24 protein-coding genes are annotated in these 26,564 nt (G+C 70.8%); 11 read left to right on the top strand and 13 right to left on the bottom strand.

Annotated features, from left to right (window positions below; genetic code table 11):
* Positions 1 to 64: 64 nt before the first annotated feature.
* From ACWA15_RS13510 to ACWA15_RS13500, 3 genes are all read right to left on the bottom strand, one after another.
* Positions 65 to 1,345, bottom strand: a complete 1,281-nt coding sequence (locus tag ACWA15_RS13510) for an MFS transporter (RefSeq protein ID WP_464055862.1) — start codon at positions 1,343 to 1,345, stop codon at positions 65 to 67.
* Complete coding sequence (locus ACWA15_RS13505; protein WP_464055861.1) at positions 1,342 to 1,971, bottom strand: metalloregulator ArsR/SmtB family transcription factor; 630 nt, start codon at positions 1,969 to 1,971, stop codon at positions 1,342 to 1,344. The genes ACWA15_RS13510 and ACWA15_RS13505 overlap by 4 nt, the downstream gene beginning before the upstream one ends.
* Positions 1,972 to 2,057: 86 nt before the next feature.
* Positions 2,058 to 2,339, bottom strand: a complete 282-nt coding sequence (locus ACWA15_RS13500; protein WP_464055860.1) for a DUF1876 domain-containing protein — start codon at positions 2,337 to 2,339, stop codon at positions 2,058 to 2,060.
* A 250-nt stretch (positions 2,340 to 2,589) separates the two neighbouring features.
* Here ACWA15_RS13500 and ACWA15_RS13495 point away from each other — a divergent pair, with 250 nt between their 5' ends.
* The gene (locus ACWA15_RS13495) at positions 2,590 to 3,582 is read left to right on the top strand and encodes a zinc-dependent alcohol dehydrogenase family protein (protein ID WP_464055859.1); all 993 of its coding nucleotides are present in this window, start codon (positions 2,590 to 2,592) and stop codon (positions 3,580 to 3,582) included.
* A gap of 64 nt (positions 3,583 to 3,646) precedes the next feature.
* Here the strand turns inward: ACWA15_RS13495 and ACWA15_RS13490 are convergent, their stop codons facing one another.
* Positions 3,647 to 4,156 carry a flavodoxin family protein gene (locus ACWA15_RS13490; protein ID WP_464055857.1) on the bottom strand — a complete coding sequence of 170 codons (510 nt, stop codon included), beginning with the start codon at positions 4,154 to 4,156 and terminating at the stop codon, positions 3,647 to 3,649.
* 135 nt (positions 4,157 to 4,291) lie between these two features.
* Here ACWA15_RS13490 and ACWA15_RS13485 point away from each other — a divergent pair, with 135 nt between their 5' ends.
* Positions 4,292 to 5,584, top strand: coding sequence for a wax ester/triacylglycerol synthase domain-containing protein (locus ACWA15_RS13485; protein WP_464055855.1), 1,293 nt, complete (start codon positions 4,292 to 4,294; stop codon positions 5,582 to 5,584).
* Here the strand turns inward: ACWA15_RS13485 and ACWA15_RS13480 are convergent.
* Positions 5,564 to 5,980, bottom strand: a complete 417-nt coding sequence (locus ACWA15_RS13480; protein ID WP_464055854.1) for a hypothetical protein — start codon at positions 5,978 to 5,980, stop codon at positions 5,564 to 5,566. The genes ACWA15_RS13485 and ACWA15_RS13480 overlap by 21 nt on opposite strands.
* Before the next feature lie 238 nt (positions 5,981 to 6,218).
* Here ACWA15_RS13480 and ACWA15_RS13475 point away from each other — a divergent pair, with 238 nt between their 5' ends.
* From ACWA15_RS13475 to ACWA15_RS13465, 3 genes are read left to right on the top strand one after another with little or no spacing between them, the layout of a single operon-like run.
* Positions 6,219 to 6,665, top strand: coding sequence for an SRPBCC family protein (locus ACWA15_RS13475; RefSeq protein WP_464055853.1), 447 nt, complete (start codon positions 6,219 to 6,221; stop codon positions 6,663 to 6,665).
* Positions 6,662 to 6,898 carry a hypothetical protein gene (locus ACWA15_RS13470; protein ID WP_464055852.1) on the top strand — a complete coding sequence of 79 codons (237 nt, stop codon included), beginning with the start codon at positions 6,662 to 6,664 and terminating at the stop codon, positions 6,896 to 6,898. The genes ACWA15_RS13475 and ACWA15_RS13470 overlap by 4 nt, the downstream gene beginning before the upstream one ends.
* Before the next feature lie 44 nt (positions 6,899 to 6,942).
* Positions 6,943 to 7,701 (top strand): DUF4386 family protein, encoded by a 759-nt coding sequence (locus tag ACWA15_RS13465; protein ID WP_464055851.1) that lies wholly within the window; start codon positions 6,943 to 6,945, stop codon positions 7,699 to 7,701.
* Positions 7,702 to 7,712: 11 nt separating this feature from the next.
* Here ACWA15_RS13465 and ACWA15_RS13460 read toward each other — a convergent pair whose 3' ends face one another.
* The 3 genes from ACWA15_RS13460 to ACWA15_RS13450 all read right to left on the bottom strand — a co-directional run bounded on the left by ACWA15_RS13460 (position 7,713) and on the right by ACWA15_RS13450 (position 10,327).
* Positions 7,713 to 8,228 carry a phosphoribosyltransferase gene (locus ACWA15_RS13460; protein ID WP_464055849.1) on the bottom strand — a complete coding sequence of 172 codons (516 nt, stop codon included), beginning with the start codon at positions 8,226 to 8,228 and terminating at the stop codon, positions 7,713 to 7,715.
* Positions 8,229 to 8,318: 90 nt separating this feature from the next.
* A complete protein-coding gene (locus tag ACWA15_RS13455; RefSeq protein WP_464055847.1) occupies positions 8,319 to 9,287 on the bottom strand; it encodes an FKBP-type peptidyl-prolyl cis-trans isomerase in 969 nt (322 codons plus the stop codon).
* A gap of 74 nt (positions 9,288 to 9,361) precedes the next feature.
* Entirely contained in the window at positions 9,362 to 10,327 is a 966-nt protein-coding gene (locus tag ACWA15_RS13450; protein WP_464055846.1) for an FKBP-type peptidyl-prolyl cis-trans isomerase, read from the bottom strand.
* Between the two features lie 164 nt (positions 10,328 to 10,491).
* Between ACWA15_RS13450 and ACWA15_RS13445 the strand changes: the two genes are divergently transcribed.
* Together ACWA15_RS13445 and ACWA15_RS13440 are read left to right on the top strand one after the other, a co-directional pair.
* The gene (locus ACWA15_RS13445; protein WP_464055844.1) at positions 10,492 to 10,779 is read left to right on the top strand and encodes a hypothetical protein; all 288 of its coding nucleotides are present in this window, start codon (positions 10,492 to 10,494) and stop codon (positions 10,777 to 10,779) included.
* Between the two features lie 27 nt (positions 10,780 to 10,806).
* A complete protein-coding gene (locus tag ACWA15_RS13440) occupies positions 10,807 to 11,610 on the top strand; it encodes an alpha/beta fold hydrolase (RefSeq protein ID WP_464055843.1) in 804 nt (267 codons plus the stop codon).
* A 42-nt stretch (positions 11,611 to 11,652) separates the two neighbouring features.
* Here the strand turns inward: ACWA15_RS13440 and ACWA15_RS13435 are convergent, their stop codons facing one another.
* Both ACWA15_RS13435 and ACWA15_RS13430 read right to left on the bottom strand, forming a co-directional pair.
* Positions 11,653 to 12,084: a hypothetical protein gene (locus tag ACWA15_RS13435; protein ID WP_464055842.1), complete on the bottom strand. Its 432-nt coding sequence runs from the start codon at positions 12,082 to 12,084 to the stop codon at positions 11,653 to 11,655.
* Between the two features lie 5 nt (positions 12,085 to 12,089).
* Positions 12,090 to 14,201 carry a coiled-coil domain-containing protein gene (locus ACWA15_RS13430; RefSeq protein WP_464055841.1) on the bottom strand — a complete coding sequence of 704 codons (2,112 nt, stop codon included), beginning with the start codon at positions 14,199 to 14,201 and terminating at the stop codon, positions 12,090 to 12,092.
* 252 nt (positions 14,202 to 14,453) lie between these two features.
* Here ACWA15_RS13430 and ACWA15_RS13425 point away from each other — a divergent pair, with 252 nt between their 5' ends.
* The 3 genes from ACWA15_RS13425 (at position 14,454) to ACWA15_RS13415 (ending at position 17,734) form a co-directional block, all read left to right on the top strand.
* On the top strand, positions 14,454 to 15,704 hold the full coding sequence (locus ACWA15_RS13425; protein WP_464055839.1) for a hypothetical protein: 1,251 nt from the start codon (positions 14,454 to 14,456) through the stop codon (positions 15,702 to 15,704).
* On the top strand, positions 15,704 to 16,696 hold the full coding sequence (locus ACWA15_RS13420) for a DUF8094 domain-containing protein (protein ID WP_464055838.1): 993 nt from the start codon (positions 15,704 to 15,706) through the stop codon (positions 16,694 to 16,696). Before ACWA15_RS13425 ends, ACWA15_RS13420 begins: the two co-directional genes overlap by 1 nt.
* Before the next feature lie 96 nt (positions 16,697 to 16,792).
* Positions 16,793 to 17,734 (top strand): tetratricopeptide repeat protein, encoded by a 942-nt coding sequence (locus ACWA15_RS13415; RefSeq protein ID WP_464055837.1) that lies wholly within the window; start codon positions 16,793 to 16,795, stop codon positions 17,732 to 17,734.
* A 104-nt stretch (positions 17,735 to 17,838) separates the two neighbouring features.
* On the opposite strand, the gene glgB is transcribed toward ACWA15_RS13415, so the two are convergent.
* The 3 genes from glgB to ACWA15_RS13400 form a co-directional block, all read right to left on the bottom strand.
* Entirely contained in the window at positions 17,839 to 21,633 is a 3,795-nt protein-coding gene (gene glgB / locus ACWA15_RS13410) for a 1,4-alpha-glucan branching protein GlgB (RefSeq protein WP_464055836.1), read from the bottom strand.
* A gap of 70 nt (positions 21,634 to 21,703) precedes the next feature.
* Positions 21,704 to 23,485, bottom strand: coding sequence for a maltose alpha-D-glucosyltransferase (gene treS / locus ACWA15_RS13405; protein WP_464055835.1), 1,782 nt, complete (start codon positions 23,483 to 23,485; stop codon positions 21,704 to 21,706).
* On the bottom strand, positions 23,482 to 25,449 hold the full coding sequence (locus tag ACWA15_RS13400; protein ID WP_464059512.1) for an alpha-1,4-glucan--maltose-1-phosphate maltosyltransferase: 1,968 nt from the start codon (positions 25,447 to 25,449) through the stop codon (positions 23,482 to 23,484). Before ACWA15_RS13400 ends, treS begins: the two co-directional genes overlap by 4 nt.
* A gap of 563 nt (positions 25,450 to 26,012) precedes the next feature.
* On the opposite strand from ACWA15_RS13400, the gene ACWA15_RS13395 reads away from it, so the two are divergent.
* Positions 26,013 to 26,555 carry an aromatic ring-opening dioxygenase LigA gene (locus tag ACWA15_RS13395; protein WP_464055834.1) on the top strand — a complete coding sequence of 181 codons (543 nt, stop codon included), beginning with the start codon at positions 26,013 to 26,015 and terminating at the stop codon, positions 26,553 to 26,555.
* Positions 26,556 to 26,564 lie beyond the last annotated feature (9 nt).

The following is a 26,564-nucleotide window of genomic DNA, read 5'->3' as shown; positions in this document are numbered from 1 at the left end:
CGCCCTGGTCCCCGCGACCAGGGCGGGTTCGTGCTCTCTCGGGGTGATGTAGGCCCTGACTCGTTCACCGGGGCCGGCGGGACCACAGGACGACGGGGATGAGCAGGAGGGACAGGACGCCTCCGGCCAGGGAGAGCGTCGCGTAGCTGGTGCCGGCCATGACCATGCCCGACATCGCGCCCCCGCCCGCGCCGGCCAGTGCGACGAGGACGTCGATGGACCCCTGAGTCTTGGCCCGCGTCTGGACAGGCGTGGCGTCGACGACGAGCGCCGTGCCGCTGATGAGCCCGAAGTTCCACCCGAGGCCGAGCAGCGACAACGCGACCATGAGCTGGGTCATGGAGTCCGCCGGGGCGGTCGCTGCGACGATCCCGGCGGCCAGCAGCGTCACTCCCGACGCCACCGACATGACCATGCGCCCGAGCCTGTCCACGAGGATCCCGGTGACGAGCGACGGCAGGTACATCGAGCCGATGTGGATGCCGATCACGACGCCCACCTCGGTGAGGCTGTGGCCGTGGGCGTACATGTGGACGGGCGTCATGGTCATGATCGCCACCATCGCAATCTGGGTCAGGACCATGACGGTGGTGCCCACAACCACCCCACGGTTGAGCCCAGTCGGTCCGGGGCTGGTGGGCGACACCTCCTGCGACGAGTGGGTGTGCGCGGCGATCGCCCTGGCCATGAGGAAGGGGTCGGGCCGGAGCCAGATCAACAGGACCGTCCCGGCGACCAGGTAGGCGGCCGCCGCGAGCAGGAACGGCCCGGCCAGCGCCGGGACGCCGATCGACGTCGCGAGACTGCCCATCGGAGTGACCAGGTTCGGACCCGCGACCGCCCCCAGCGTCGTGGACACCATGGCCAGGCTGACCGACGTGGCCCGCCGACGCGGTGTGGCCAGGTCGGTGCCGGCATAGCGGGCCTGCAGATTCGTGGCGGTCCCGGCGCCGTAGACGAGCAGCGAGACGAAGAGCAGCGGCACGCTGGTGGTGACGGCCGCTGCGACGACGCCGAGGGCACCCAGCCCACCGGTGAGGAATCCTGCGGTGAGTCCCACCCGTCGCCCGCGGCGCTGGGAGATGCGCCCCACGAGGAAGGCGGCCCCGGCAGAACCCAGGGTGAACAGCGCAGCAGGGAGCCCGGCCAGCCCGTCGCTGTCGAGCATGTCTTGAGCAAGCAGCGCCCCGACGGTGACCCCGGCGGCCAGGCCCGCTCCTCCGAAGACCTGCGAGAGGATCACCACCCGCAGGGTGCGCTGGTACAGCGCGTGCTGGCGCTGCGGAGAGGCCGCGTACTCCGCGACGACGTCGGGCGTGACCTGCGCCCTGGTCGTCGCGCTCATGCCGTGGCCGTCAGGTGCACGCGGTGACCGGCGCGCCACTCGAGCACACCCTCGTCCATCGCGGAGGCGTCCACCCCTCGCCCACGCAGCAGCGCCGCCGCATCACGGGCCAGCATGCAGAACTCACCGCGGCAGTACACGATGACTCGTCGCCCTGCCGGTACTTCACCAGCTCGCTCGGTGAGCTCGGCGAGCGGTATGGACGTCGCGCCGGGGAAATGGCCGGCGTCGAACTCTCGCCGCGGGCGCACGTCCAGCATGAACGCCTCGCGTGTCTGCTCCAGACCGTGCGTGAGCGGCACGACGTCGATGGCGCCGGCCCGGGACGCCGCCGACCGGGGCAGCACCTGCGCAGCGACAGCCTTCAGCGCCACGACCACCCCGGCGACCTCGTCCGCGGCGAGCCGGTAGTAGATCCTCGTTCCTTCGCGGCGGGTCGCGACCAGGCCAACACCCTTGAGAACCTGCAGATGAGCCGACACCGACGTCACGCCTGTGCCACTGATGCGCGCTAGATCGTCAACGCTCTGCTCAGCCTGCGCCACGAGCTCAAGGAGCTCGAGCCGCGTGCCGTGGCCGATGGCCTTGCCGAGCTGGGCAACCTGCTCGTACGTCTGCGGTGTCATGGGTGCTCCAGTATTCCAGCGATTTCTGGAATACTATCGCGCGATCCACGATGTGCACGTCCCTGAGCTGTCGCGTGCTCGCGCGGTCACTGCTGGAGGTTGACCGGATGGTGCTCGATCTCGGCGATGTCCTCGGAGGTCGCCTGCAGCAGATGGTCCGCCAGGTCACGCAGCGCCCGGGCGGTGGCGAGCTCTTCTCCGATCTCCCTGACAGCGGTGTCGTGCGGGTTGCGCCGGGCGACCCCGTGCCCTTCGAGCGACGTGCCGGCGGTCGTGGTGAGGACGGCGTGGGCGGTGGTCAGGACACCTCCGGGCTCGATGTCGTCGGCGTCGAACAGGTGGACGGACACGGTCCAGGTGTGGCTCATGGCGATGCTCCCCTCGATCTGCACTCTGTCTCTGCGTGCTCTTCGTCTCTGCGTGCTCGCGGAGCCTGATGTCAGCGTCTCACTCGGGGCAGCCGGGCGGTCAGTGCCGAAAGCCCCCTCGGGCGCGCCGCACAGCGTGGCAGGGATCGGGCACTTGGTCGCGTACAGGAGGGGCCAACCTCACCTGGGATGGAGGTCGCGGTCGTGGTGGGCTGGGTGAGGGAGCGGACGGGACGGGGAGGCGCGGGACATGAAGGCGTGGGTGACCGGGGACCAGGCGGGCAGCCTCGCACTGGCGGAACTTCCCGTGCCGGCGCCGGGTCCCGACGAGGTGCTCGTCCGGGTCGAGGCCTGCGGGGTGTGTCGCACCGATCTGCACGTCATCGACCGCGAGCTGGCCGTCCACCTGCCCCACGTCGTTCCCGGTCACCAGATCGTCGGCGTCGTGGTCGACGTCGGCCCCGCCGTCCGGCAGGCCCGCCGCGGTGACCGCGTCGGGATCGCCTGGCTGCGCCGCACCTGCGGTGCGTGTCGGTGGTGCCGTGAGGGTCGAGAGAACCTGTGCCCACACTCCCGATACACCGGGTGGGACGATCATGGGGGCTTCGCTGAGTACGCGGTCGCGCCGGAGACCTACACCTACGTCCTACCCTCCGACACCGACCCTGCCACGACTGCACCCCTGCTGTGCGCGGGGATCATCGGCTACCGGGCGCTGACGCGGGCCAACCTCCCCCCGGGTGGACGGCTCGGCATCTACGGGTTCGGATCGAGCGCGCACATCACCGCCCAGCTGGCTGCAGCGGCCGGTGCGCAGCTGTACGTCATGACACGCGGCGAGGAGAGCCAGGATCTTGCTCGACGGATCGGTGCGGCCTTCGTCGGTGACGCCACCGACGCCCCGCCGGTGAAGGTCGATGCGGCGATCGTGTTCGCCCCCGCCGGAGCGCTGGTCCCGCGAGCGCTGGAGGCCACCGAGCGGGGTGGCACGGTGGTGCTCGCCGGGATCCACATGAGCGACATCCCCGCGATGGACTACACGCGGCACCTCTTCGACGAACGGGACCTGCGCACGGTGACCGCCAACACCCGCGCGGACGGCAGCGCGCTGCTCCGGCTCGCCCACGCACTCCACGTCTCCCCGACGGTCACCCCGTACCCCGCCGACCAGACGCGCACCGCGCTCGACGCCCTCCGCTCAGGTCACGTCTCGGGGTCGCTCGTCGTGACGGGCTCGTCGTGACTGCCTTGTCCTGCCCTGTCGTGACGGCCTCGTCGCAGCGGTGCTAGGTGCTGGTACCGAGCTGCTACGTGCTGGTACCGAGCTGTGCGAGCACCTCGTCGGCCCACTCCGCTGCGCGGTCGAGCTCACCGTCGGCGAGGGGGCCCTCGTAGCCGTGGACGTGGAAGGTCTGCTGCTTGACCGACGTCTCGAAACCGAGCGAGCGCAGCTCGTGCCTCGCCGCCTTCGCGGCGGAACCGGGAAGGCGCGGCTTGGCGACCCGGGTGTCGAAGGCGACCGCCGGGATCTGCGTCGCGGGCCGGTCGAGCTCGTTGAGCCACTCCCGGATTCCACGGGTCGGCTCGTGCGGGGCGGACCGGGTCGTGACCGCGTCGGATCGAGTCGAGGCGCGGGTCATCGAGAAGGCGTGCGTGGGGCCACCGACCACGAGCAGGTCGTATCCCTCGACCGATCGTGGGGCGGCATCGGAGTCGAGGATCTCGACGTCCGCCTGGGCGCTGAGCCTGGTGCCGATGGCCCGCGCCACCTGCGCGGTGTTGCCCCACAAGGATTCGTAGACCACAAGAGCGCGCATCAGATCTCCTCGGTGAGGGCCGGCAGGCAGGGCGGTCCGGGTGTGGATCGCACCACGACAAATCTATGCCTCTCGGTGGTTTCCCGCGCTTCTCGCGCGGTGGCCGCCGGCGCGGCGCCCACCTAGGCTGGCGGCATGCGGTCAGCGACGGGGCGGCTTGCGGCGGTCGACGAGGCGAACCTGGTGATCGACCATCCCGGCCAGGTCAACGTGTTCCTCATCGCCGGACTCCTCGCGCCGGGCGGGTGTGTCGGTCGTGACGGCAGTCCGGACATGGCTGCCCTGCGTGCCGCGCTCCGCCCGCGGATCGCTGCGCTGCCGGCGCTGCGCCGCATCCCGGTCGCGAGCGGTCGCCGGCATCGCTGGGTCGAGGTGCCACCCGACCTCGACACCCACATCCGGCTCATCGACCCCGTCGAGGGGCTCGGGGGTCTCGAGCGGACCTGCGGGGAGCTGATGACCGTGCCACTGGCACTGGACCGCCCTCCGTGGGAGCTCCTCGTCGTGCCGGGAGCGGGCCCCGGACAGGTGGGGATCGTGCTGCGGATCCATCACGTGATCGCCGACGGGATTGCAGCGCTCGCGATCGTGGACCAGCTCTTCGAGCGTTCGGGAGCGGCGGCCCGGCACGCGGCCGCAGACCCGAACCCGATCCAGACCCCGGCACTGACACCGGCGGCCTCGACCCGCCGAGGGTCGCTTCGGCTCCCCAGCCTCCGGCGGCTCGGTGTCGGTCTGCATCGTGTGGTGTCGATGGTCGGCGGCCAGGGGATCGGGCCCACGATGCTGCTCGGGGACCGCGGCCCGCATCGCGGAGTCCTCTTCGTGGACGCGGACCTCGCGGCGCTCCAGGCGCGGACGCGACCGCTCGGGGCGACGGTGAACGACGCTCTGCTCGCGTCTGTCGCGGCGGGCTACGCCTCAGCCCTGTCTTGGGCCGGGGAACAGGTGCCCGCCGAGCTGCCGGTCTCGGTCCCGGTCGCCCTGCGCCGGCGGGGCACGTCGAGCAACCAGGTCGGTGTCATGCTCGTGCGGCTGCCACTCGGTGTTCCGGCGCCTGACGCGCGCCTTCGACTCATCGCTGCCCGCACCCGGGAGGAGAAGGTGCGCGCCCGCGAGCAGGGGACGCTGGAGTTCATGCGCGGCCCCTGGGGTGCGCGTGTCATGGACCACGTCGCTCACCGCCAGCACGTCGTGGCTGGCTTCGTCACCAACGTGCCTGGCACCGCTGACCAGCTGCATCTTGCGGGGGCGCCGACGGTCGCGATCTGGCCGGTCGGTGGGTTGGCCGGCAACGTTCGGCTCGGCGTCGCGGCGGTGTCCTACGCCGGCAGGTTGAGGTGCAGCATCCACTTCGACGAAGCCAGGGTTCCCGGAGCCGTGTTCGTGCAGGCGATGCGGGAGGAGCTAGCCCGCCTGGCGGGATGAGGGATCGTCCTCGCGGCCTGTCCCGGTCCGGTGTCCAGCCGGTGTCCACACCACGACGAGCGATCCGGTCACGAGGAAGATCAGCTGCAGCACATGGAAGGCGCGGATCGACGCGACCTCGCCGACGATCCAGAACACCATGATCGCTCCCGCGACGATGCTGGTCAGCTGCCAGCCGTCGCTGCGTTTGACCAGGGCGGTGGCGGCGATGAGCGAGCTGCCGCCGACGATCGCCAGAAGGATCACGCCCGGGAAGTAGTTGCTGGGGAAGTCGGTGTGCCGGACCCAGGAGGCCTGCTCGGGAATCCAGTCGGTCATCAGGGCGAGGCCTCCGGCCACGGCGCTCACGCCGTTGAACAGCAGCAGTCCGAGCAGGATCATGTCCTTGCGGGTCATCGCGCCTCCCTCAGCCGGTGTCGGCGGGTGCCAAGCGCAACACTAGGCGTGGTTCCGAGACCAAGGTAGTGCCAAAGGTCATCATTCGCGCGTTCTGGCCCGGGCACCACGCCCCGCCTGCCTGCCGACGCCATGATGTGGGCCGGGCGGCGGGTCGGAAGACCCTACCGAGCATCGAACGGGGCGAGGATCGTGGTGAGCAGCCGCCGGAGCACATCGGGGGTCAGGGGAGGACGCCATGACCAGACTCCGCGGCAGCATCGAGATCCACCGGCCGGTCGACGAGGTCTTCGACTTCGTCGCGGACCAGCGCAACGAGCCCAGCTACAACGAGAAGATGGTGGAGTCGGTGAAGCTCACCGAGGGGCCGATCGGGGTGGGGACGCAGTTCCGCTCGACGGTCGAGAGCCGGGGCGGACCGGTGCAGGTGACGATCGAGTGCACCGGATTCGATCGCCCCCATCGGCTGGCGAGCCGCTCCACCATGACCGGTGCTGTCGTCGAGGGTGAGGTGCAGTGCCGCTCCGTCCCGGGCGGGACCCTGTTCTCGTGGGACTGGGACGTCGCGGTCGCTGGCCCGGCCCGGCTCGCGGGTCCGCTGGTCGGCTGGATCGGGCGACGCCAGGAGCGATCCATCTGGACCGGCCTCAAAGGGCTCCTCGAGGGCAGCCGGAGCGCGCCATGACCGCCGTCGTGCGCTTCGTCGTCGGGGTGCTGGTGGCGCTGAGCGTGTGGGGGGCGCCCGGCCTGTCTGGTGCGTGGCCGGTCCTGACGATCGTCGCCGCGGGAGTCTCCGCGGTGCTGCTCCTTCTCTACTGGGACAAGCAGCTCGTCGTGGGGCTCGCGATCGACGCCGCCCTCATCGCCCTTGCGCTGTGGCAACCGAGCTGGCTCGAGCCGCTCGTCCCCATCCCCTGACCGCGACCCTGTCCCTGACCCAGCTCGACCGTGGAGGTGTGACGATGACCAGCGAATCCGCAACGACAGGGCTGATCGGCCCGGAATGGCGAGGTCTGATCCGGCTCGGTGCCGCCGCCGCGGTCCTGGTGGTGGTGATGATCCCGATCCAGGCGGCAGTCTTCCTCCTCCACCGGCCCCCGGACACGGTCGAGGAGTTCTTCGCGTTGTTCCAGGACAGCCCGCTGCTCGGGCTCCTCGACCTCGACATCCTCCTGACCCTCGACTACCTCGCGCTGATTCCCTTCTACCTGACGCTGTACGTGGTGCTCCGGCACGCGGCACCTGCCTGGGCACTGCTGGCCCTGGTGGTGGGTCTGTTCAGCCTGGTGCTGTTCGTCGTCTCGCGGGAGGCGACCTTCTCGATGTGGATGCTCAGCGACCAGTACGCCGCAGCGACATCACCGGCGGACCAGGCCGCGCTGCAGGCAGCGGGCCGGAGCCTGCTGACCCTCTACGACGGCGGGACGTTCGCCACCAGCTACGTCCTGGGCGGGATCAGCACCCTCGTCTTCTCGGCGACGATGGTGCGGCACCGCATCTTCGGTCGGCTGCCTGGTGCTGTCGGCCTGGTCACCGGAGCGACCATGCTCGTCCCGGCGAACGTCGGGTCGGTCGGGCTGGCTCTGGCGATGGTGTCACTGATCCCCACCGCGGTCTGGCTCATCCTCCTGGTCCCGCACCTGCTCCGGGTCGCCCGGGGAGCGCCGGCCGACACCGGCGTGGGCCCGGTGCAGCCACCGGTCAGCCCGGCCGAGATCTGACCCGGGTGTCGCTACTCGCGGGCGGCCGGCAGCGCGCCGTCGACCGGGGGGTGGGCCGACCACGGGAAGGTGATCCAGCGGTCGGTGGTCTGCCAGGAGTAGTCGGGCACGACGATCGAGGCGGGCTTGGTGTACAGGACTGCGGAGCGGGCCAGCACACCTTTGTCCGCGAGCATGCCCATGACCAGGGCGAGGGTTCTGCCCGAGTCGGCTACGTCGTCGACCACGAGGACGCGGGCACCCGGGAGCTCGGAGGTGTCCATGAGCGGGGGGAGGACCCGCGGGTCCTGCAGGGTCGTGCCGATGTCGGTGTAGAACTCGACGTTGAGCGTGCCCACACCCTTGGTGCCCAGCGCGTACGCGACGGCGCCGCCGGGCAGCAGCCCGCCGCGCGCGACGGCGACGACGACCTCGGGCAGGAACCCGCTGGCCACCACCTGCTCGGCGAGTTCGCGGGAGGCGCGGCCGAAGGTCTCCCAGGTGAGGACTTCACGGTCGGTGGGCGTGGAGTGCACAGTCGCGGTCACCCGCTCACCCTACGCGGAACCCCGGTGCCCCGGAACGACGAAAGGCCCGCTCACCGGTGGGGTGAGCGGGCCTCGGATCAGGTCGGTGAGCTACGTCGCGGAGACGATCTCCACGACGAAGACGAGCGACGCGCCACCGGGGATGCTGGCGTTGCCCTGCGGGCCGTACGCCAGGTCCGACGGGATGACCAGCATGACCGTGCTGCCCACCTGCTGACCGACCAGACCCTGGTCCCAGCCCGCGATGACGGCGCCGGATCCGATCGGGGCGACGTCAAAGGTCTCGCCGCGGTCCCAGGAGGAGTCGAACTTCTCACCGGTCGACTGCAGCCAGCCGCTGTAGTTCACGGTGACCGTCTGGCCATCTTCCACGACCGCGCCATCGCCCTCGACGAGGACCTGGGTGAGGAGTTCCGTCGGCCCGGCGAACCCGGGCTGGACGGTGATCGACGGGACGCCAGACTCGTCGAAGGTCGCCGTCGGCATGCCCTCCTCGAGGGTGGTGGTCGGGGGCGCCGCGACGATCTCGAGCGCGGTCAGGGCGGTGACGGAGGTCCCGTCCTCCTTCTCGACCGGCGCCGCGTACAGAGCCTGCGTGCCGAGGGTCTTGCCCAGCAGGATCGCCGCCAACGGGTGGCCCTCGGGGGCAGTGCTGAGGTCGAGCATCTGCGGGGCGTCCCACGAGCTCGCGGACCCCACCAGCTCCGCCGCGGTGCTCCCGTCATAGGTGACCGCTCGGACCCAGACCACGCCGCCCTCTCCGGGGGCCTCACCGGTGCCCTCGGTGACCACGCGGGACACGGCAGTGGTCACCGTCAGGGGCGCGGTGAAGGCGAGCGTGGGCTTGGTGCCGGCGTCGCCGGTCCACGTCACCGACTCGAGGGCGGTGACGTCCTCGGCGGTCGGGGTCGCGAAGGTCTCCTCGGGGGCGGCGCCCGGCGTCGTGGCGGAGGCGCCCGGTGTCGAGGTGGCGTCCTCCGTGTCGTCCCCGCAGGCAGACAGGAGGAGCACTGCTCCGAGGGTGAGTGCGGCGATTCCGCGCACGGTGCGGTTCTTCACGACGAGTCAGTCCTTCGGTGGTCGGTTGTGCGCGGTCAGCGCGACGAGCAGAGCGGGTGCGATCGGCCCGCGGATCACTTGACGCGCAGGATGTCCACGACGAAGACGAGGTCCTCGGTGGCCAGGTCGTTCGCCGAGCCCTCGTAGGCGAGCGCCTTCGGGATGACGAGCAGCACCTGGCTGCCGACGGTCTGGCCGACCAGTCCCTGGTCCCAGCCGGCGATGACGGCGCCGGTCCCGATCGCGGACGTGAACGGTGTGGCTGAGTCCCAGGAGGCCTCGAACTTCGTGCCGTCGGAGAGCTTGTATCCGGCGTAGTGGAACTCGACCGTCTGGCCTGCCTCGACGACGGGTCCGGTGCCGGTGATGAGGGGCTGGACGACAAGCTCGGTGGGCGCGGGGTAGGCGTCGGGGATCGTGACGGTCGGCGCGCCGGACTCGTCGAGCGTGACCGTCGGCAGGCCGGCGGGAGGCGTGACGGCCTCGCCCTCGGCGCGGGTGGGGACGGGGCGGGTGGAGGTGACGTCGACCGCGTAGATGACCGACTCGGCGGCCGCTTCAGTCGCGCCCTCTACGGGGGCCTGCGGCTGGGCGTACAGGACGCGGACGCCGACCTTCTGCCCGGCGAGCGCCTCGGTGAGGGCGGGCGGCAGCTCCGTGCCGTCGAGGGCGACCTCGAAGGCGGGGACGTCCCAGCTCGACTGCACCTCCGCGCCGTCGGACCCGGTGTACGCCACGAGCTGGAGGCCGACGAGGTTGCCCTCGAGGATCTCGTCGCCGGTGCCCTCGGAGGCCACACGGGTCACCTCGGCGCTCGTCGTGAACGGGGCCGCGATGGTCAGCGTCGGCTTGGCGCCGGGGTCGCCGGCCACGGTCACGGCCTCGAGGGCTGCGATGTCCGCTGCGGTCGGCTCTGCGGCGGCGACGGTGGCGGAGTCGCTCGGCGACGGCGTCGTCTCGTCGGAGGTCCCGCAGGCGGACAGGAGGAGCGCTGCTCCGAGGGTGAGCGCGGCGATCCCGCGCACAGTGCGGTTCTTCAAGACGAGTCAGTCCTTCGATGGTCGAGAGGCGTGCGGCCGAAGCCGCGGGCCTCGCAACTGTAGCGTCGAATGCTGGAAGGTCCCTGAGACGAGCGACCCACCAGGCCCTTCTCGCCGGCGCGGGACGTGGGTGCGCGCCGGCCGATTGCTGGGAGGATGGACCCATGCCGTCTTCACGTCGTTCCTCGCGTCGCCCCTACACCGAGGAGTATCGACCGCTCGACCTGGACCGGGTCACCGGGGGCCGGCGGACCGAGGAGCGCCGCGGTGAGGAGTGGACGGTCCAGAGCGTCCGCGGGAACGACAAGGCCTACCGGTGCCCCGGCTGCAACCAGGAGATTGCCGCCGGCACCGCGCACGTCGTGGCCTGGGCCAACGACTCCCTGTTCGGCGTGCAGGCGGCGCTCGCCGACCGCCGCCACTGGCACTCACGCTGCTGGGGCACCCGATGAGAGGCACCCGATGAGAGAGGTACCGCGATGACCGATCCCCGCGTCTCCCTGTTCACCTACCGCGACGCCGGACCCGGCGCGCCGGCGCTGCTCCTGCTGCACGGGTTTCCGCTCGACCACCGCATGTGGGACGACGTCGCGCGGGCGCTCCCGGACGACGTCACCGTCGTCGCGGTCGACCTGCCCGGGCTGGGGGAGACCCCGCTCGCAGAGTTTCCCGTCCCCTCCGTCGAGATCGCGGCCGACGCGGTCGCAGCCTCCCTGCGCGACGCCGGGATCACCTCTGCGGTCGTCGCGGGTCTGTCGATGGGCGGGTATGTCGCCCTCGCCCTCGCCGAACGCCACCCCGACCTGGTCGCTGGTCTCGCCCTGGTGGACACCAAGTCCACCGCGGACGACGACGCCGCGCGCGCGAACCGGCTGCGGGTCGCCGACGAGGTGGAGCAGTCCGGGACCGTCGAGGCGGTGCGGGGGATGAGGTCGAGCACCCTCGGGGCGACCAGCCGAACTCGGCGTCCCGGCCTGGTCGACGTGCTCGACGGATGGATCGGTGCGCAGTCCCCGGCCGGGGTCGCCTGGTCGCAACGGGCCATGGCCGCGCGCGCGGACCGGACTGGCGTGCTGGCGGGGTTCGCCGGACCGGCCACGGTCGTGGTGGGGGCGCAGGACACGCTCACCCCCGTGGCAGCAGCCGAGCACATGGTGGCGGCGCTCAGCGAGCCGGTCTTCGTCGTGGTCCCCGACGCCGGGCACATGAGCGCGATCGAGGCGCCGGACGACGTCGCGCAGGCGCTGGCCGAGCTGGTCCACCGGGTGCCGCCGACGTACTGACCGGCGGCCCGAGCCGGAGGGGCTGAGGTCGCAGGGCCGAGGTCAGACCGGTCGCTCGGGGTGGAGGGCTCGATCCAGCGCCTCGCTGAGGTCGATGGACTCGCCGTCCCGCGCTCCCTGGCCGAGCACCAGCGGCGGGTCGCTCGGGGTGAGCTCGGCCCCGCGCAGGCGTGCCATGAGCGAGCCCTGGACGGTGAGCACGTAGAACTCCCCGTCGATGCCGACCCCCACGCTCTCGTTCTTGCGCAGGTACCAGCCGTCGACCGAGGTCCGGTAGTTCGACCCGCCGCCGTAGCTGCGGGCGACGAACCTGCGGGTCGGGACCTCGGCGGCCACGGCCGCACGGACGAACTCCGCGATCATCGCCCGCGCCTGGTCGGACTGCACCCGACGCTTGCGCTCGAGCTCGGACCGCTGGTGGGCGGCGTTGAGCGAGGCCTTCTCACGCCATGAGCTCTCGGGGCTGCCGGACACGTCGATCAACGTGCCTCGGACGCCTCGATGCGCTCCTCGCCGTCGTCGGAAGGCGTGGTGCCGGACACGGCGTCACCCTGGTCCGGGGTCGCGTCGACGACCGGGCTGACCGGGTTGACCGGGACGACCGGGCTGACCTCAGCGCCGGGTGTGTCGCTGGTGTCGCCGGCGTGATCGGTGTCGTGGGCGTCACTGGTCGCGGGGGACGCGGACAGCGGAGCCGGACGGGCCTTCCCGGCCGCGGCCTTGCGCGCCTGCTGGGCGGGGGTGCCCTGGGTGGGGGTTCCCTGCGCCGAGAGCGGAGCGCGGCGGGCCGGCTTCTTCGGCTTCTGCTGCGTGGCGGTCGCGGCGGCGAAGGACTCCTCGACCGCCGCGGCCTTCTCGAGCGTGGACGCGCTCGGGATGGCCTCGCTGCCCAGCAGGTTCCGCAGCTCGTCGAGGTAGGTGGTGATGGACTCGCGCTGACGGTTGAGGTCGTCGACCTGACGCTGGGCGGCGCTGCGCTCCCGCTCGGCCTCGATCAGGGAGTCGCTGAGGGTCTGCTCGGCCTGCTCGCGGGAGGAGGCGGTGATGGCCTCCGCAGCCAGACGGGCCGACTCGGCCGACTCCTTGGTGTAGGCGTCGCTGTCCTTGCGGATCTGCTCGAAGGTCGCCAGGGCCTCCGCGGCCCGCTGCTCGGCCTCGGCGGCGTGCCGCTCGGCGTCGCTGAGCAGGCGGTCGGTCTCGGCCTTGCTCTGGGCGTGGAGCTCGGTGTCGGCGAGCTGGGCCGCCTCGTGCTTGGCGGCGATGTCCAGCTCGGCGCGAGCGAGCCCCTCACGAGCGGCGTCGAGCATCGCCGCGGACTCGGTCCGGCTCGTGGAGAGTGTCTCCTCGGCCTGGCGCAGGGCGTCCGAGACGACCTTGGCGGCGTCCACGGCCGTCTGCTCCCGCAGCTCGGTCGTCTCGCGCGCGGCGCTCTCGCGCTGCTCGGCGGTCTCGCGCTGGGCGCTCTCGCGCAGCTCCGCGGCCTCCCGGGTCGCGGTCTCCACCAGGTGCGTCGCCTCGAGGCTGGCGCGGGTAGCGAGCTCGGTCGTCGTGCGCTCGGTCGTGGTGCGCAGGTCCGAGAGGTCGTGCTCTGCCTGCAGGCGCACGGCATCGAGCTCCTGGTCGACGCCGAACCGCAAGGCGGCGATCTCGGCCTCGGTCGCCTGACGGAGCGAGGCGAGCTCGCGGCTGAGCTCGGCGCGGCGGGCGTCGACCTCCTGCTGGGCCGCCGCGCGCATGGAGGCGGCGTCGGTCTCGGTGCGCTGGCGCAGCTCGTCGGTGTCGCGGGTGGCGGACGCTCGCAGATGAGAGGTGTAGTCGTCGGCGTCCTTGCGGGCCGCCGCGGTCTCGGAGTCCGTCCGGTGGCGCAGCTCGGTGGTCTCGGCGTCGGTCGCCTGACGCAGCTCACGTGCGTAGCGAGCCGCCTCCTCGCGCTCGTTCGCCGCCCATTCCTCGGTGCTGGTGCGCAGCGCCTGGGCGTCGCGCTCGGTGGTCACGCGCAGCTCGGTGGTCTCGCGCTCGGTGGTCGCGCGCAGGGTCCCGAGCTCGCGCTCGAGGGACGTGCGACGCTCGGTCCCCTCGGTGATGATGGCCGTCTGGATCCGGGCGGCCTCCCGCTCTGCCGACCCCACCAGCTCCTCTGCGCGACGCTCGGCCGAGACGGTGGCGGTCTCGGCCTCGTTGTGGGCGGCGGCCTTGACCTCGTCCGCCTCGCGGCGGGCCGCAGCCAAGATCTCGGCGGCCTCGTTCTCGGCACGCGACCTGATCTGCCCGGAGGTCGTCTTCGCTCGGTTCACGACGTCCTCGGCGTGCGTGTTCGCCTGAGACATGACGTCGGTCGACTGCTCCTCGGCGGTGCGCATGAGCTGTTCGATGCGTGAGCCCAGCCCGGCGTAGGAGGGGCGGTCGGTCTCACGGATCTTCTCGTGGGCCGCGTCGAGGTCGGTGGTGACCTGTCGCGTGTGTGCTTCGAGTGCCTCGATCTGCGCGAGCGACTTCGCCAGGTTCGACTCGAGGGACTGGATGCGTCCGTCGACCTGTGATCGGTCGTAGCCGCGCATGACGACGGGGAAGATCGGGCGATCGTCGGACACAACAGACCTCCGAGGTCAGGGTTGAACATGCTCCACTGAACATTCACATGGTGGCCTGGACAGCCTGCAGGAGCATGGATACGTCGCTGTGACAAAGGGTTCCGCCACTGTGAGGCCCAGCCTAACGGGTCCGGACGTGGTGGACGACGACCGTCCGCTCGCGTCGGGTATGCACTGTTTACGGGGCAAGGGCTCGATCTGCGCGAGCGGTGGGGCGATAGGCTGGAAGACCGCAGTCGAAGGGAACAATCGGTGCTCCACAAATTCGTGACGATCAGCCTGGTGCTCGTGGGCCTGGTGCTCGCCGGGCTCTCGGTCGCGTCAGGGACCCTCTGGCGCCCCAGTGACACGGCGGTCATGACGACCGGCACCCAGAGCGGTGCAACCCTCCTGACCACCGCCCCCGGCGTCCTTGGCCTCGTGGACGACTCCGTGACGATCACCGCGACGTCCTCCGCCGACGCGAAGGTGGTCCTGGCGATAGGTCGAGCCGTCGATGTCGAAGGCTGGATCGGTGAGGACCCGGTCCTTGAGGTGACCGGCGCCTCCGACTGGGAGACGCTGAGCGTCACGGAGCCTGCGAGCCCCGACGAACCGACCGAACCACCGGCCGAAGAACCACCGGCCGAAGAGGCACCGGCTGAGGAAGCTCCGGCTGAGGCAGCTCCCGTGGAGGACCTCCCGGCCGAAGAAGCTCCCGCGGTCGGCCCTGATCCCGAGGTCTCGGACATGTGGCTGACCAGCGCGATCGGGACCGAGTCCGCCTCCCTCACCTGGGACGCGTCCTCGAGCGACGAGGTCCTGCTGGTGGCCGCGGTCGGTGAGGACGCCGCGACGCCGCAGCTCACCCTGAGCTGGCCCCGCGAGGTCACCACCCCGCTGATGTGGCCAGGAGTCTTGCTCGGTACGCTGCTCGTCCTCGCCGGGTGCGTCTACGGGTTCTTCTTCCTCCGCTCCCGCGACCCGGTGGCTTCCGCCCCCACCAACAGCTCGGCGATGCGCGCCGCGGCTCGTCAGCGTGCCGCGGCGATCGGGCGACCGGTCACCGATGGCACCGATGGCGCCGCAGGAACCGCCGGCTCCTCGTTCCGACAGACGATCTCCGCCGGCTCCGGGGCGATGGTCGGGGCGTCCTCGGCCACCGACGGCACCGAGACCCGCACCGGTCTCACCCGCCGCGAGCTGCGAGAGCAGGCCGCACTGGAGGAGCAGACACGACTCGAAGAGGTCAACGCCGCAGCCCGCCGCACGAAGCGGGCGTGGCCGTGGACCGGCGCGATCCCCATGGTCAAGAAGACCGAGACCGCACCACCTGCCCCAGCGGCGCCGCCCGTGGTCGACCTGGCTCGCCCGGTGTGGCTGCCCGCGGAATCCAGCTCCGCGTCCGGGTCCAGCTGGCGTCAGGCCTGGGGCGTGCGCCCGGAGGGGGCGACGTCCCCCACGGACGGGTCGGCCCCGCAGAGCACGGCGCCCCGCAACAACACCACGACGGAAGGATCCTGATGCGACGCACCACGCCCGCACTCGTTCTGACAACCGCCGGGTTCCTCCTGCTGACGGCCTGCACCCCGGATCTGCCCGAGGTCCAGGTCGACCCTGCACCCTCGGCGCCTCCCGTGGTGCTCACGGTCGATCAGGACGAGGTGATCCTCACCGCGATCGGCGAGACGCTCACAGCGGCCTCGGCCTCCCTCGACCCGGCGGCGCTCGACAGCCGGGTGACCGGCCCGGCCCTGACGTTCCGCACGGCGGAGTTCACGGTCGCCACGGCGACCGGCAGCCCCGACGCGATCTCCGAGATCCCCACCACGGTCCAGTCCGAAGTGCTGCCCACCACCCAGACCTGGCCCAGGACGACCTTCGCGGTGAGCGAGCGCCCGCAGAACCTGCAGACCGAACGCCTGCTGGTCACCGAGCAGGCCACCGCCCGCGACCCCTACAAGCTGTGGGGCTGGATCCGGCTGTTCCCGGGGGTCACGCTGCCCGCCTTCCCGGCGGCAGCGATCGGCACCGAGGCCGTCGCCCCGGACGACCCCACGCTGCTGCTCACCCCGGCGGACGCCGTGGCGCACTACGCCGACCTCCTCACCAACGGTGACGCCTCGCCCTACCTCGCGGAGTTCCCGACCGACCCGCTGCGTGAGCAGATGTCGGCGCTGCGGGAGAAGCGGGCAGCGTCGGCTGCCGAGATCACCGGCACGTACACGCTGCAGTTCACCCCGACCGCTGGTGCGCTGCGGACGCTGCGCACCGCCGACGGCGGAGCGCTCGTGGTCGGGGAGATCACCTCCCTCGAGACGCTCAAGGGGGAGGAGAGTGCCAAGATCTCACCGTCACCGACCGAACAGGCCTTCATCGGCGCCACGGAGCCGAGCAACTCGCTCACCGTGGGACGCACGAGCCTCGTCGGCATCTACATCCCACCGGCGTCCGCGGGCACGCCCGTGTCCGTGATCGGGAGCGAGCTGATCACCACGTCGGCCTCCATCCCCTGACCTCCCCGGCCGAATGACGGACCTCCTGATCGCCGGGCTGCTCGCTCTTCGGTCACGGTTTCCCGCTTCGTCGCCTCAGATGGAAGGATGGGACCCATGAGTCAACCTGGTGCACCTGGTTCACAGTTCGAGGTCCGCGGCGCCGTGGACCTGTCCGCCTTCGGGCGCCCGACCGCTCCACCGCCAGGAGCGCCCGGCGGCGCTCCTGCCGCAGGCGGGTTCGTGGTGGACATCACCGACGAGATGTTCCCCTCGGTGGTCCAGCAGTCGGCCAAGGTGCCGGTCATCGCGCTGCTCTGGCTGCCGACCGACCCGGAGAGCATCCGCCTCGCCGCGACCCTCGGTGCGCTCACCCAGGAGTACGCCGGACGGTTCCTGCTGGCCCGGATCAGCGTCACCGACTATCCCCAGATCGCGCAGGCCTTCCAGGTCGAGGCGTTCCCCACGGTCGTGGCGATCCTCGCCCAGCAGCCGGTCCCGCTCTTCCAGGGCGTCGCCGAGGCCGAGCAGATCCGCGGGATCCTCGAGGAGATCCTCGAGGCCGCTGCGGCGAACGGGGTGACCGGGGTGCTGGAGTCCTACGACGGCTCGATGGCGACCGGAGCCGACCTCCCCGAGCCGGAGCCGGAGCTGCCCCCGCTGCACCAGAAGGCCTTCGACGCGATCGAGGCTGACGACCTGCCCACCGCGGTCGCCGCGTACGAGCAGGCCCTGCGCGAGGACCCCCGAGACCAGCTGGCCACGGCCGGGCTGGCTCAGGTCAAGCTCCTGCTGCGCACCCACGACGCCGACCTCGCCGCCGTGCGCCGGCGGGCCGCCGACGCCCCGGGAGACATCGACGCCCAGCTCGCCGTGGCCGACATCGACCTGCTCGGCGGGAAGGTCGAGGACGCCCTCAACCGGCTCATCGAGCTGGTCCCGGACGCCCCCGACCGCGAGGTGCTGCGCAAGCGGCTCGTCGAGTACTTCGATCTCCTGGGATCTCAGGACCCTCGGGTGGCTCCCGCCCGGCGCGCGCTCATGACGGCGCTGTACTAGCAGGACCGGCACAAGCGCGTTCCGACCCAGACGACAGATGGTCGGCCCCATCGGGGCCGACCATCTGTCGTCTGTCTCTTGTGGGCGCCAGCTCCGGGACTGGGCTACAGCTCCGGGACGAGGAACACCGCGCCGAGCGGGGGCACCTGGAGGGCGACCGAGTACGGGCGTCCCGACCACGGCACCTCCTCGGTCTGGACCGACCCGAGGTTCCCCACGCCCGAGCCGCCGTAGACAGCCGCGTCGGTGTTGAGCACCTCGCGCCACACCCCGCCCGAGGGCAGCGGCAGCCGGTAGCCCTCGTGCGGGCTGCCGGAGAAGTTGATGAGCACGGCCATGACGTTGCCCTCGCGGTCCCGGCGCAGGAACGAGAGCACGTTGTGGTCGGCGTCGGAGGCGTCGAGCCACTCGAAGCCTGCGGGGTCGTGGTCGAGGGCCCACAGCTCGGGGTGGTCGAGGTAGAGGGCATTGAGGTCCCGGACCAGGCTCTGCACGCCGACGTGGCCGGAGTGGTCGAGCAGGTACCAGTCGAGGCTGGACGACTCGGCCCACTCGGTGCCCTGGGCGAACTCGTTGCCCATGAAGGTCAGCTGCTTGCCCGGGTGCGCCCACTGGTAGGCGAAGAGCAGCCGCACGCCGGCCAGCTGCTGCCAGTCGTCCCCGGGCATCTTGCGCATGAGGGAGCCCTTGCCGTGCACGACCTCGTCGTGGCTGATCGGCAGGACGAACTGCTCGGAGTAGGCGTACACCAGCGAGAACGTGGCCTCGTGGTGGTGGTACCGGCGGTTGATCGGTGCCTCGGCGAGGTAGCGCAAGGTGTCGTTCATCCAGCCCATGTTCCACTTGAGCCCGAACCCGAGGCCGCCTGCGCTCGTCGGCTGGGTGACCCCGGCCCACGCCGTCGACTCCTCGGCGATCATCATGACGCCGGGGCTGCGCCGGTAGGCCGTGGCGTTCGCCTCCTGGAGGAAGCTGATGGCCTCGAGGTTCTCACGGCCCCCGTGGATGTTCGGGGCCCACGCTCCGTGCTCGCGGGAGTAGTCGAGATAGAGCATGGACGCGACGGCGTCGACGCGCAGCGCGTCGATATGGAACTCCTCGAGCCAGTAGGTCGCGTTGGCGACGAGGAAGTTGCGCACCTCCGACCGTCCGAAGTTGAAGACGTAGGTGCCCCAGTCCATCTGCTCCCCGCGCATCGGGTCCGGGTGCTCGTACAGGGCGGTCCCGTCGAAGCGCGCCAGCGCCCAGGCGTCCTTGGGGAAGTGGGCGGGCACCCAGTCGAGGATGACGCCGATCCCGGCCTGGTGCAGGCTGTCGACGAGGAAGCGGAAGTCGTCGGGGTGACCGAACCGCGAGGTCGGTGCGTAGTAGGAGGTGACCTGGTAGCCCCAGGACCCACCGAAGGGGTGCTCGGCCACCGGCATGAGCTCGACGTGCGTGAAGCCCATGTCCACGACGTACTCGGTCAGCTGCACGGCCAGGTCTCGGTAGGACAGCGTCTGGCGCCAGGAGCCCAGGTGGACCTCGTAGATGCTCAGGGGAGCGTTGTGCGGGTCCCTCCCGGCGCGCCGGGTGATCCACTCCTGGTCGTCCCACGTGTACGCGGACTGCACGACGACAGAGGCGGTGGCCGGCGGGATCTCGGTCCCCTTGGCGACCGGGTCGGCCTTCTGGTGCCACGCGCCGTCGGGCCCGAGGATCTCGAACTTGTAGCGGCTGCCGGCGCCGACGCCGGGGACGAACAGCTCCCAGATGCCTGTGGATCCGAGCGAGCGCATGGGGTGGGACGAACCGTCCCAGAAGTTGAGGTCACCGACCAGCCGCACGGCGCGGGCGTTGGGTGCCCAGACGGCGAAGGCGGTCCCGTGGACCTCACCGAGCGTGCTCGGGTAGGTCTTGAGGTTCGCGCCGAGCGCGGTCCACAGCTCCTCGTGACGGCCTTCGCCGATGAGGTACTGGTCCAGCTCGCCGACCGTGGGCAGGAACCGGTAGGGATCGTCCGCGACCACGGTCTCGTCGCCGTAGCGCGAGGCGATGCGGTAGTCCGGGACCGTGGCGTCCGTCGTGGGCAGCACCGCCACCCAGATGCCGTCGAGCTCGTGGACGGCCGTGTGCTCACTCGTGCCGGTGATGATGACGACCTCGTCGGCGAGCGGGCGCCGGGTGCGGATCGTCACGGTCGTTCCCGTGGGGTCGACGTGCCCACCCAGCACGGCGTGGGGGTTGTAGAAGACCCCGCGTGCAACCGCGGCGAGGTCCTCGGTCGAGACGGGCAGCGGATCGAGCGGACCAGCGGATGGCAGTGTCGAGTCGGTCATGGCCCTACCATTCCACGCCTGCGAAGCCGGTGCTGCCAGACGCCGCGGCGCGCCCTGGACTTCTTGGGGCACAACGGCGTCGGGCACGCGGGCGTCGAGGATCCGGTCGACCGCCGCGAGCGGGATGGTGATCCAGTCCGGCCGGTTGCGCTCCTCGTAGACGACCTCGTAGAGCGCCTTGTCGAGCTCGAACGCGTCCAGGACCACCGTCCGGTCGGTGAGCAGGGGGTCGGTGAGGGGGTGGGACACGTCCTGCGGCCTGTCCGGGTCGACCCCGTCGTACCCCTGGCCGTAGTACCCCTCGAGGAAGCCGCGGCGTGCGCTGCGGGCCCACTGCGGCGACGTCGCGCCGCCCAGTGCGGAGGCGTAGTCGAAGGACCGCAGCATCCCTGCGACGTCGCGTTCGCCGAGGTCAGGGCGGGTGCGCTCGAGGAGCGGGCGCAGCGGCTCACCCTCGAAGTCGAGGACCCGCCAGCCGGACGCGGCGTTGTGCAGGACCTGTCCCAGGTGCAGGTCCCCGTGGATGCGCTGGACCGGGGGGAGCGGGCGGCCCTGGCGCACGGCGTCGTTGGCGACGGTGCCCAGGTGCACGAGGAACGCCTCGATCCGGGCGGCGCGGGAGCTCACGGCGGTGCTCGACGCCGCCGCGGTGAGCACCCGTCGGCGCAGCGCGCCGAGCAGCCAGGTGACGTCGGCCGGGCTGAGCTCGTCGGCGAAGGCGGTGCGCAGCGCCTGGTGCATCTGGGCGACCCGCTCGCCGAGGTCGCGTGCCAGGTCGTCGAAGGGGAGCCCGTTGCGTGCGTGGGTGCAGGCGAGCTCAAATCCGTCGTCCGCGTCGGGGATCAGCTCGGCGAGCACGCCCGCGTGGGCGGTCCAGCCGTGGGCGTCGTGCCCACCCGCCACCGGGGCGGCGTCGGCCACCGAGATCTCGTTCCACGCGTAGGGCGCGGGCACACCGGACCAGCCGACCCGGGTGAGTGCGAGGGGGACCACGAGGTCAGGGTTCTGCCCCGGGGCGAGCGAGCGGAGCACCTTGAGCATGGCGCCGCCGGCGACGTTGGGCAGCAGGACGGAGGTGTTCGACTGCTCGCCCGTGAGCACCCGCATCCCGGTCAGGTCGAAGGGCGCCGAGGCAGCCGGGGCGGTCTCGGACCAGGTGGCAGCCGCGAGCCAGGCACCGATGAACGCAGGGTGGTAGGCGCCGTCGTAGAGCCGGGCCGCCCCGGACTCGGCGATCAGGCCGGCCGGGGAGGCAGGACCGTCAGTCCCCGGTCCGTCGCTCTCCAGGACCAACGGCACCTGGAGCGTGACGTCGGCCCCGTCCGGGCCGGCACCGAGCGCGCGCAGCACCTCGACGAACACCTGCGGCGCCGGCTCCGGTGAGCCGGCCAGGGGGATCCTGGCGACCTGCTCGAAGACCGCGTCGGTTCCCTTGGCGGGGAACCATCGCCGCCCCGGCAGCCAGGCACCCAGCGCCGCGGCCACGTCGATCGGACCGGTCGCGCCGTCGGGTGCCTCGTGCCGTGCCGTGTGTGCCGTGCCTGCCGTGTCGTGCGTCGTGCGTCCTGCGTCCTGTGCCATGCCGTTTCTTACCCGCCCGTCGTCACCCCGTTCAGGGGGGTGCTGGTGATGTGGATCAGCCGAGGGGGAACTACCCCGCAGTCGGGCTGAGCGAGAGCCAGAAGAACTCTCGCGACCCCAAGGTCATCACGACATCACCGTTCGTGCCCACCGAGCCGATCTGGGAGCCGCCGAACACGTCGGTCAGGTCGGCGCCCGCCCACCCAGGAACCGTGACGGTCGCCGCCCGGGCCGTGGCCGCGAGGTTGGTCACGCAGAGGATCGTCTCCTCCGGGGTGACCCGCAAGAAGGCCAGGACCGACTCGTTGTCGGCGACCAGCGGCACGAAGGTGCCCGTGCCGAAGGCCGGGTGCGCGCGGCGGACCTTGAGCATGCCGTGCACCCAGTGCAGCAGCGACGTCGGCTGCGCCCACTGCGCCTCGACGTTCGCGTGCTGGTAGTTGTGCACGAGGGACTGGATCAGGGGCAGGTAGAGCTTGCCCGGATCGGCGGTCGAGAACCCGGCGTTGCGGTCCGGGGTCCACTGCATCGGGGTGCGCACGGCGTCGCGGTCGGGCAACCAGATGTTGTCGCCCATGCCGATCTCGTCGCCGTAGTACAGGCAGGGGCTGCCTGGCAGAGACAGCAGCAGCGCGTGAGCGAGCTCGATCTCCTTGCGGGAGTTGTCCAGCAACGGCGCGAGCCGGCGCCGGATCCCGATGTTGGCGCGCATGCGCGGGTCGGGGGCGTACCACCCGTACATCGAGGCGCGCTCCTCGGTGGAGACCATCTCGAGGGTGAGCTCGTCATGGTTGCGCAGGAAGGTGCCCCACTGGGCCCCGGCCGGGATGGCGGGGGTGTCGGCGAGGATGTCGAGGATCTGGTTGGCGCGCTGATCCTTGATCGCGTAGTAGATCCGCGGCATGACCGGGAAGTGGAAGCACATGTGGCACTCGGGCTCCTCGTCGGTACCGAAGTACTCGACCACCTCTTCAGGCCACTGGTTCGCCTCGGCGAGCATGATCCGGCCGGGGAACTCCTCCTCGATCACGGCCCGCACGGTGCGCAGGAACTTGTGCGTCTCGGGCAGGTTCTCGCAGTTGGTGCCCTCGGCCTCGAAGAGGTAGGGAACCGCGTCGAGCCGGAACCCGTCCACGCCCACCTGGCACCAGAACCGCGCGACGTCGATCATCGCGGCGATGACCTTCGGGTTCTCGAAGTTGAGGTCCGGCTGGTGGGAGAAGAACCGGTGCCAGAAGTACTGGCGCCGGACCGGGTCGAAGGTCCAGTTCGAGGTCTCGGTGTCGACGAAGATGATCCGCGCGTCGGGGTACTTCGTGTTCTCGTCGTTCCACACGTAGAAGTCCCCGTACGGGCCCTCCGGGTCCGAGCGGGAGGCCTGGAACCAGGGGTGGTCGTCGCTCGTGTGGTTCATCACGAGGTCGATGACGATGCGGATCCCCCGCTTGTGCGCCTCGTCGATGAGCTCGGTGAAGTCGGCCATCGACCCGTACTGGGGCGCGATGGCTGTGTAGTCGGCGACGTCGTAGCCGCCGTCGCGCAGCGGCGAGGGGTAGAACGGCGGCAGCCACAGGCAGTCGATGCCTAACCACTGCAGGTAGTCCAGGCGCTGGATGAGTCCGCGCAGGTCACCCGAGCCGGCCCCGGTCGAGTCGGAGAAGGCCCGGACGATGACCTCGTAGAAGACCGCGGTCTTGAACCAGTCCGGGTCGTCGCTCAGACCCGGGTAGATGAGTCCGGGGTCGGTGAGCTGTTCGCTCGTGCCCCCGCCGGGGACGGCAGGCTGGGTGCGCGGAGGCAGCGCCGTCACAGGGATCGGCATGGTCGCCGGACGGCGGTCAGGCCCGTTCATCGCTGACCCACCGTGATGATGTGCGCGCAGTTGGCGAAGGGGTCGAGCTGGACGAAGGCCTGGGCCCCCCAGGCATAGGTGGCTCCGGTGAGGAGGTCGTGGGCGTCGAAGGTCGCGTCGTGGCCTGCGTCGTGGATGCCGAGGGCGGCGAGGTCGAAGGACACGTGCGCCGAATGGGTGGCGTGCGGGTCGATGTTGACGATGGAGATCACGGTGTCAGCCGATCCGGTGGGAGAGTGCTCGGCGGCCAGGTGCGAGGAGAACGCGATGATCGAGTCGTCGTCGGTGGGGTGCACGGTGAGGTTGCGGAGCTGGCGCAGAGCGGGGTGGGCACGGCGGATCTGGTTGAGCCGGGCGAGCAGGGTGGAGATCCCCAGGTCGTCGGCACGGGCCCAGTGGCGCGGTTTGAACTCGTACTTCTCGTTGTCGATCTGCTCGTCGACGCCGGGGCGCGGGACCCGCTCGGCGAGCTCGTAGCCGGAGTAGATGCCCCACGTGGGGGAGGCCGTGGCGGCCAGGATGGCGCGGATCGCGAACCCTGCGACGTCGCCGTGCTGCAGGTACGGCGGCAGGATGTCGTGCGTCGTCGGCCAGAAGCTGGGTCGCATGTACGCCCCGTCCGGCCCGCTGACCTCCTGGAAGTACTCCTCGAGCTCGACCTTGGTGTTGCGCCACGTGAAGTACGTGTACGACTGGTGGAAACCGATCTTGGCCAGGGTGTGCATCATCGCTGGCTTGGTGAAGGCCTCGGAGAGGAAGATGACCTCCGGGTTCGTCGAGCGGATCTCACCGAGCAGACGCTCCCAGAACGGCAACGGCTTGGTGTGCGGGTTGTCGACCCGGAACGCGGTGACACCGTGCGCGATCCATACCCCCAGCACACGCAGGATCTCCTGGTAGATGCCCTCGGGGTCGTTGTCGAAGTTCAGCGGGTAGATGTCCTGGTACTTCTTGGGAGGGTTCTCCGCGTAGGCGATCGAGCCGTCCACGCGGGTGTTGAACCACTCCGGGTGCTCGGTGACCCACGGGTGGTCGGGGGAGCACTGCAGTGCGAGGTCGAGCGCGATCTCCATGCCCAGCCCGCGAGCGTGGGTGACGAACTCGTCGAAGTCGTCGAAGGTGCCCAGCTCGGGGTGGATGGAGTCGTGCCCACCGTCGGCCGAGCCGATGCCGTAGGGCGACCCAGGGTCGCCGTCGACGGTCTCGAGGGAGTTGTTGCGGCCCTTGCGGTTCGTCGTCCCGATCGGGTGCACGGGGGTGAGGTAGATGACGTCGAAGCCCATCGTGGCGATGCCGGGAAGGCGCACGGCGGCCGTGGCGAAGGTGCCCGAGGTCCAGCGGCCGGTCTCGGCGTCCTGGGTGGCGCCCTCGCTGCGCGGGAAGAACTCGTACCAGGCTCCTGCGAGGGCGAGCGGGCGGTCGACGACGAGCGGGTAGGTCGCGGAGGCCGAGACCATGTCGCGCAGCGGCGCGGCGGCCAGCACGGTGTGCACAGCGGGCGACGTCGCGGTGGCCAGGCGGGTCAACGGGTCCTGGCTCAGGTCCGCGAGCGCGACGGCGACGCCGCGCAGCGCGGCCGCGTCGTCGGCTCCGAGCTCTGCGCGCGCCGCAGCGCGCGTGAACAGCGCTGCGCCCTCGGCGAGCATGAGCTCGACATCGATGCCGGCCTCGATCTTGATCCTGGCGTCGTGCTCCCACGTGCCGTAGGGGTCAGACCAGCCTTCGACGAGCAGGCCCCACTGCCCGGGGGCGTCGGGAACGAGCTCGGCGCGGAACCGGTCGAGGCCGGGGGCGATGTCGACCATCGCAGCGGTGAGGCGCTCACCGGTGGGGGAGAGCAGGACTGCGGTCGCGGCGACGGCGTCGTGCCCCTCGCGGAAGACGGTCGCCTCGATCGGGACCACCTCGCCGACGACGGCCTTGGTGGGCCACCTGCCCTCGTTGATCACCGGCGCGACGTCCATCACGGGGATCCGGCCGATCGGTTGGTGCGCGACCGCCACAAGGGAGGCGGTGGCGGCGGTGTCGGCGGTGGCGGCAGGGACGGCGTGGGCAGCTGGCCTCACGGTGCTGCGGGAGTCACCGGTGACCGAGGTGAGCGGAGAGGTCTGACGAGAGACGACAGTGGGCTGTGCGCCAGAGGTCTTGGTCACGGGTGGCTTCGGGGAGCGCTTGGAGGTCACCTGACGAACCTACCGACTCCGGAGCGCCGATGACACCTGAATCGCTGGGCAATCCTCGGCCGAGTGCGTCACGTTGACGGGTTGCCTCCGGCGTCATGGCCGGGGGCGTTCAGGTCGTGCCGATCATCCTGACAGCCATGGATCGCCTGTCAGGATCTTGAATCACCTCGTACAGGGCCAGGACCGGTGCAAACACGCTGATCCCGGGGGTGGAGTGTGACGCAGGATACATCGAGGCTGAGTCCTAGGTCCCCTCTGTGTCAGTTCCCTCGCGCATAGCGTGGGGTCATCGCACCACACCAAGTCCGAGACACAGAAAGCTCGGCATACTGAGGGGTATCAAAATGTCTGCAGCTGTTGTCAAGACCCACAAGCCGGTCGCCATCATCGGCATCCTGTCGATGATCGCCGGACTTGTCCTCATCATCGCCGGCGGGGTCGTCTGGGGAGTCATCACCAGCCAGCTCAAGGCCGAGGAGATCACGGTCTCGGCAGTGACCGACGAGGAGCCGGGCGCGCTGGCCGGCAAGCCTGTCGCTGGTCCGTTCACGGCCTTCGCTCAGGCCAACGCGATCAACCACCACGCGCTCGCCGGCAGCGACGGCCTCACCTACGCCCAGATCGGCTCCAAGGTCGCCGAGCTCAAGGCTGCGGACGCCGACGGCAACGCTGAGGAGATCGAGGCTCTCACCACCCAGCGCGCCTCGGTCATGAACGGCTCGTTCCTGCGGGCTTCGCTGTTCACCTCGGTCGTCTCCTACGGTGTCTCGGCTCTCGTCATGGGCCTGGGCGTCATGTTCATCCTCATCGGCTGGAGCCTGCGCGAGCTGGCCGCGGCGAAGACCGCGGTCGTCGTCGCCGAGGAGAAGGTCGCTCTGAAGGTCTGAGCGTCAGCC

It is taken from the genome of Sanguibacter sp. TS_SC_8 (assembly GCF_055361235.1).
Note: the sequence above shows the minus strand (reverse complement) of the source record. Positions and strands in the feature narration are given on the sequence as shown.

Excerpts from the sequence above, each read along its gene's own strand:
- ACWA15_RS13510 (WP_464055862.1), bottom strand. The coding sequence starts at position 1,345 with ATGAGCGCGACGACCAGGGCGCAGGTCACGCCCGACGTCGTCGCGGAG.
- ACWA15_RS13505 (WP_464055861.1), bottom strand. The coding sequence starts at position 1,971 with ATGACACCGCAGACGTACGAGCAGGTTGCCCAGCTCGGCAAGGCCATC.
- ACWA15_RS13500 (WP_464055860.1), bottom strand. The coding sequence starts at position 2,339 with ATGAGCCACACCTGGACCGTGTCCGTCCACCTGTTCGACGCCGACGAC.
- ACWA15_RS13495 (WP_464055859.1), top strand. The coding sequence starts at position 2,590 with ATGAAGGCGTGGGTGACCGGGGACCAGGCGGGCAGCCTCGCACTGGCG.
- ACWA15_RS13490 (WP_464055857.1), bottom strand. The coding sequence starts at position 4,156 with ATGCGCGCTCTTGTGGTCTACGAATCCTTGTGGGGCAACACCGCGCAG.
- ACWA15_RS13485 (WP_464055855.1), top strand. The coding sequence starts at position 4,292 with ATGCGGTCAGCGACGGGGCGGCTTGCGGCGGTCGACGAGGCGAACCTG.
- ACWA15_RS13480 (WP_464055854.1), bottom strand. The coding sequence starts at position 5,980 with ATGACCCGCAAGGACATGATCCTGCTCGGACTGCTGCTGTTCAACGGC.
- ACWA15_RS13475 (WP_464055853.1), top strand. The coding sequence starts at position 6,219 with ATGACCAGACTCCGCGGCAGCATCGAGATCCACCGGCCGGTCGACGAG.
- ACWA15_RS13470 (WP_464055852.1), top strand. The coding sequence starts at position 6,662 with ATGACCGCCGTCGTGCGCTTCGTCGTCGGGGTGCTGGTGGCGCTGAGC.
- ACWA15_RS13465 (WP_464055851.1), top strand. The coding sequence starts at position 6,943 with ATGACCAGCGAATCCGCAACGACAGGGCTGATCGGCCCGGAATGGCGA.
- ACWA15_RS13445 (WP_464055844.1), top strand. The coding sequence starts at position 10,492 with ATGCCGTCTTCACGTCGTTCCTCGCGTCGCCCCTACACCGAGGAGTAT.
- ACWA15_RS13440 (WP_464055843.1), top strand. The coding sequence starts at position 10,807 with ATGACCGATCCCCGCGTCTCCCTGTTCACCTACCGCGACGCCGGACCC.
- ACWA15_RS13420 (WP_464055838.1), top strand. The coding sequence starts at position 15,704 with ATGCGACGCACCACGCCCGCACTCGTTCTGACAACCGCCGGGTTCCTC.
- ACWA15_RS13415 (WP_464055837.1), top strand. The coding sequence starts at position 16,793 with ATGAGTCAACCTGGTGCACCTGGTTCACAGTTCGAGGTCCGCGGCGCC.
- glgB (WP_464055836.1), bottom strand. The coding sequence starts at position 21,633 with ATGGCACAGGACGCAGGACGCACGACGCACGACACGGCAGGCACGGCA.
- treS (WP_464055835.1), bottom strand. The coding sequence starts at position 23,485 with ATGAACGGGCCTGACCGCCGTCCGGCGACCATGCCGATCCCTGTGACG.
- ACWA15_RS13400 (WP_464059512.1), bottom strand. The coding sequence starts at position 25,449 with ATGGACGTCGCGCCGGTGATCAACGAGGGCAGGTGGCCCACCAAGGCC.
- ACWA15_RS13395 (WP_464055834.1), top strand. The coding sequence starts at position 26,013 with ATGTCTGCAGCTGTTGTCAAGACCCACAAGCCGGTCGCCATCATCGGC.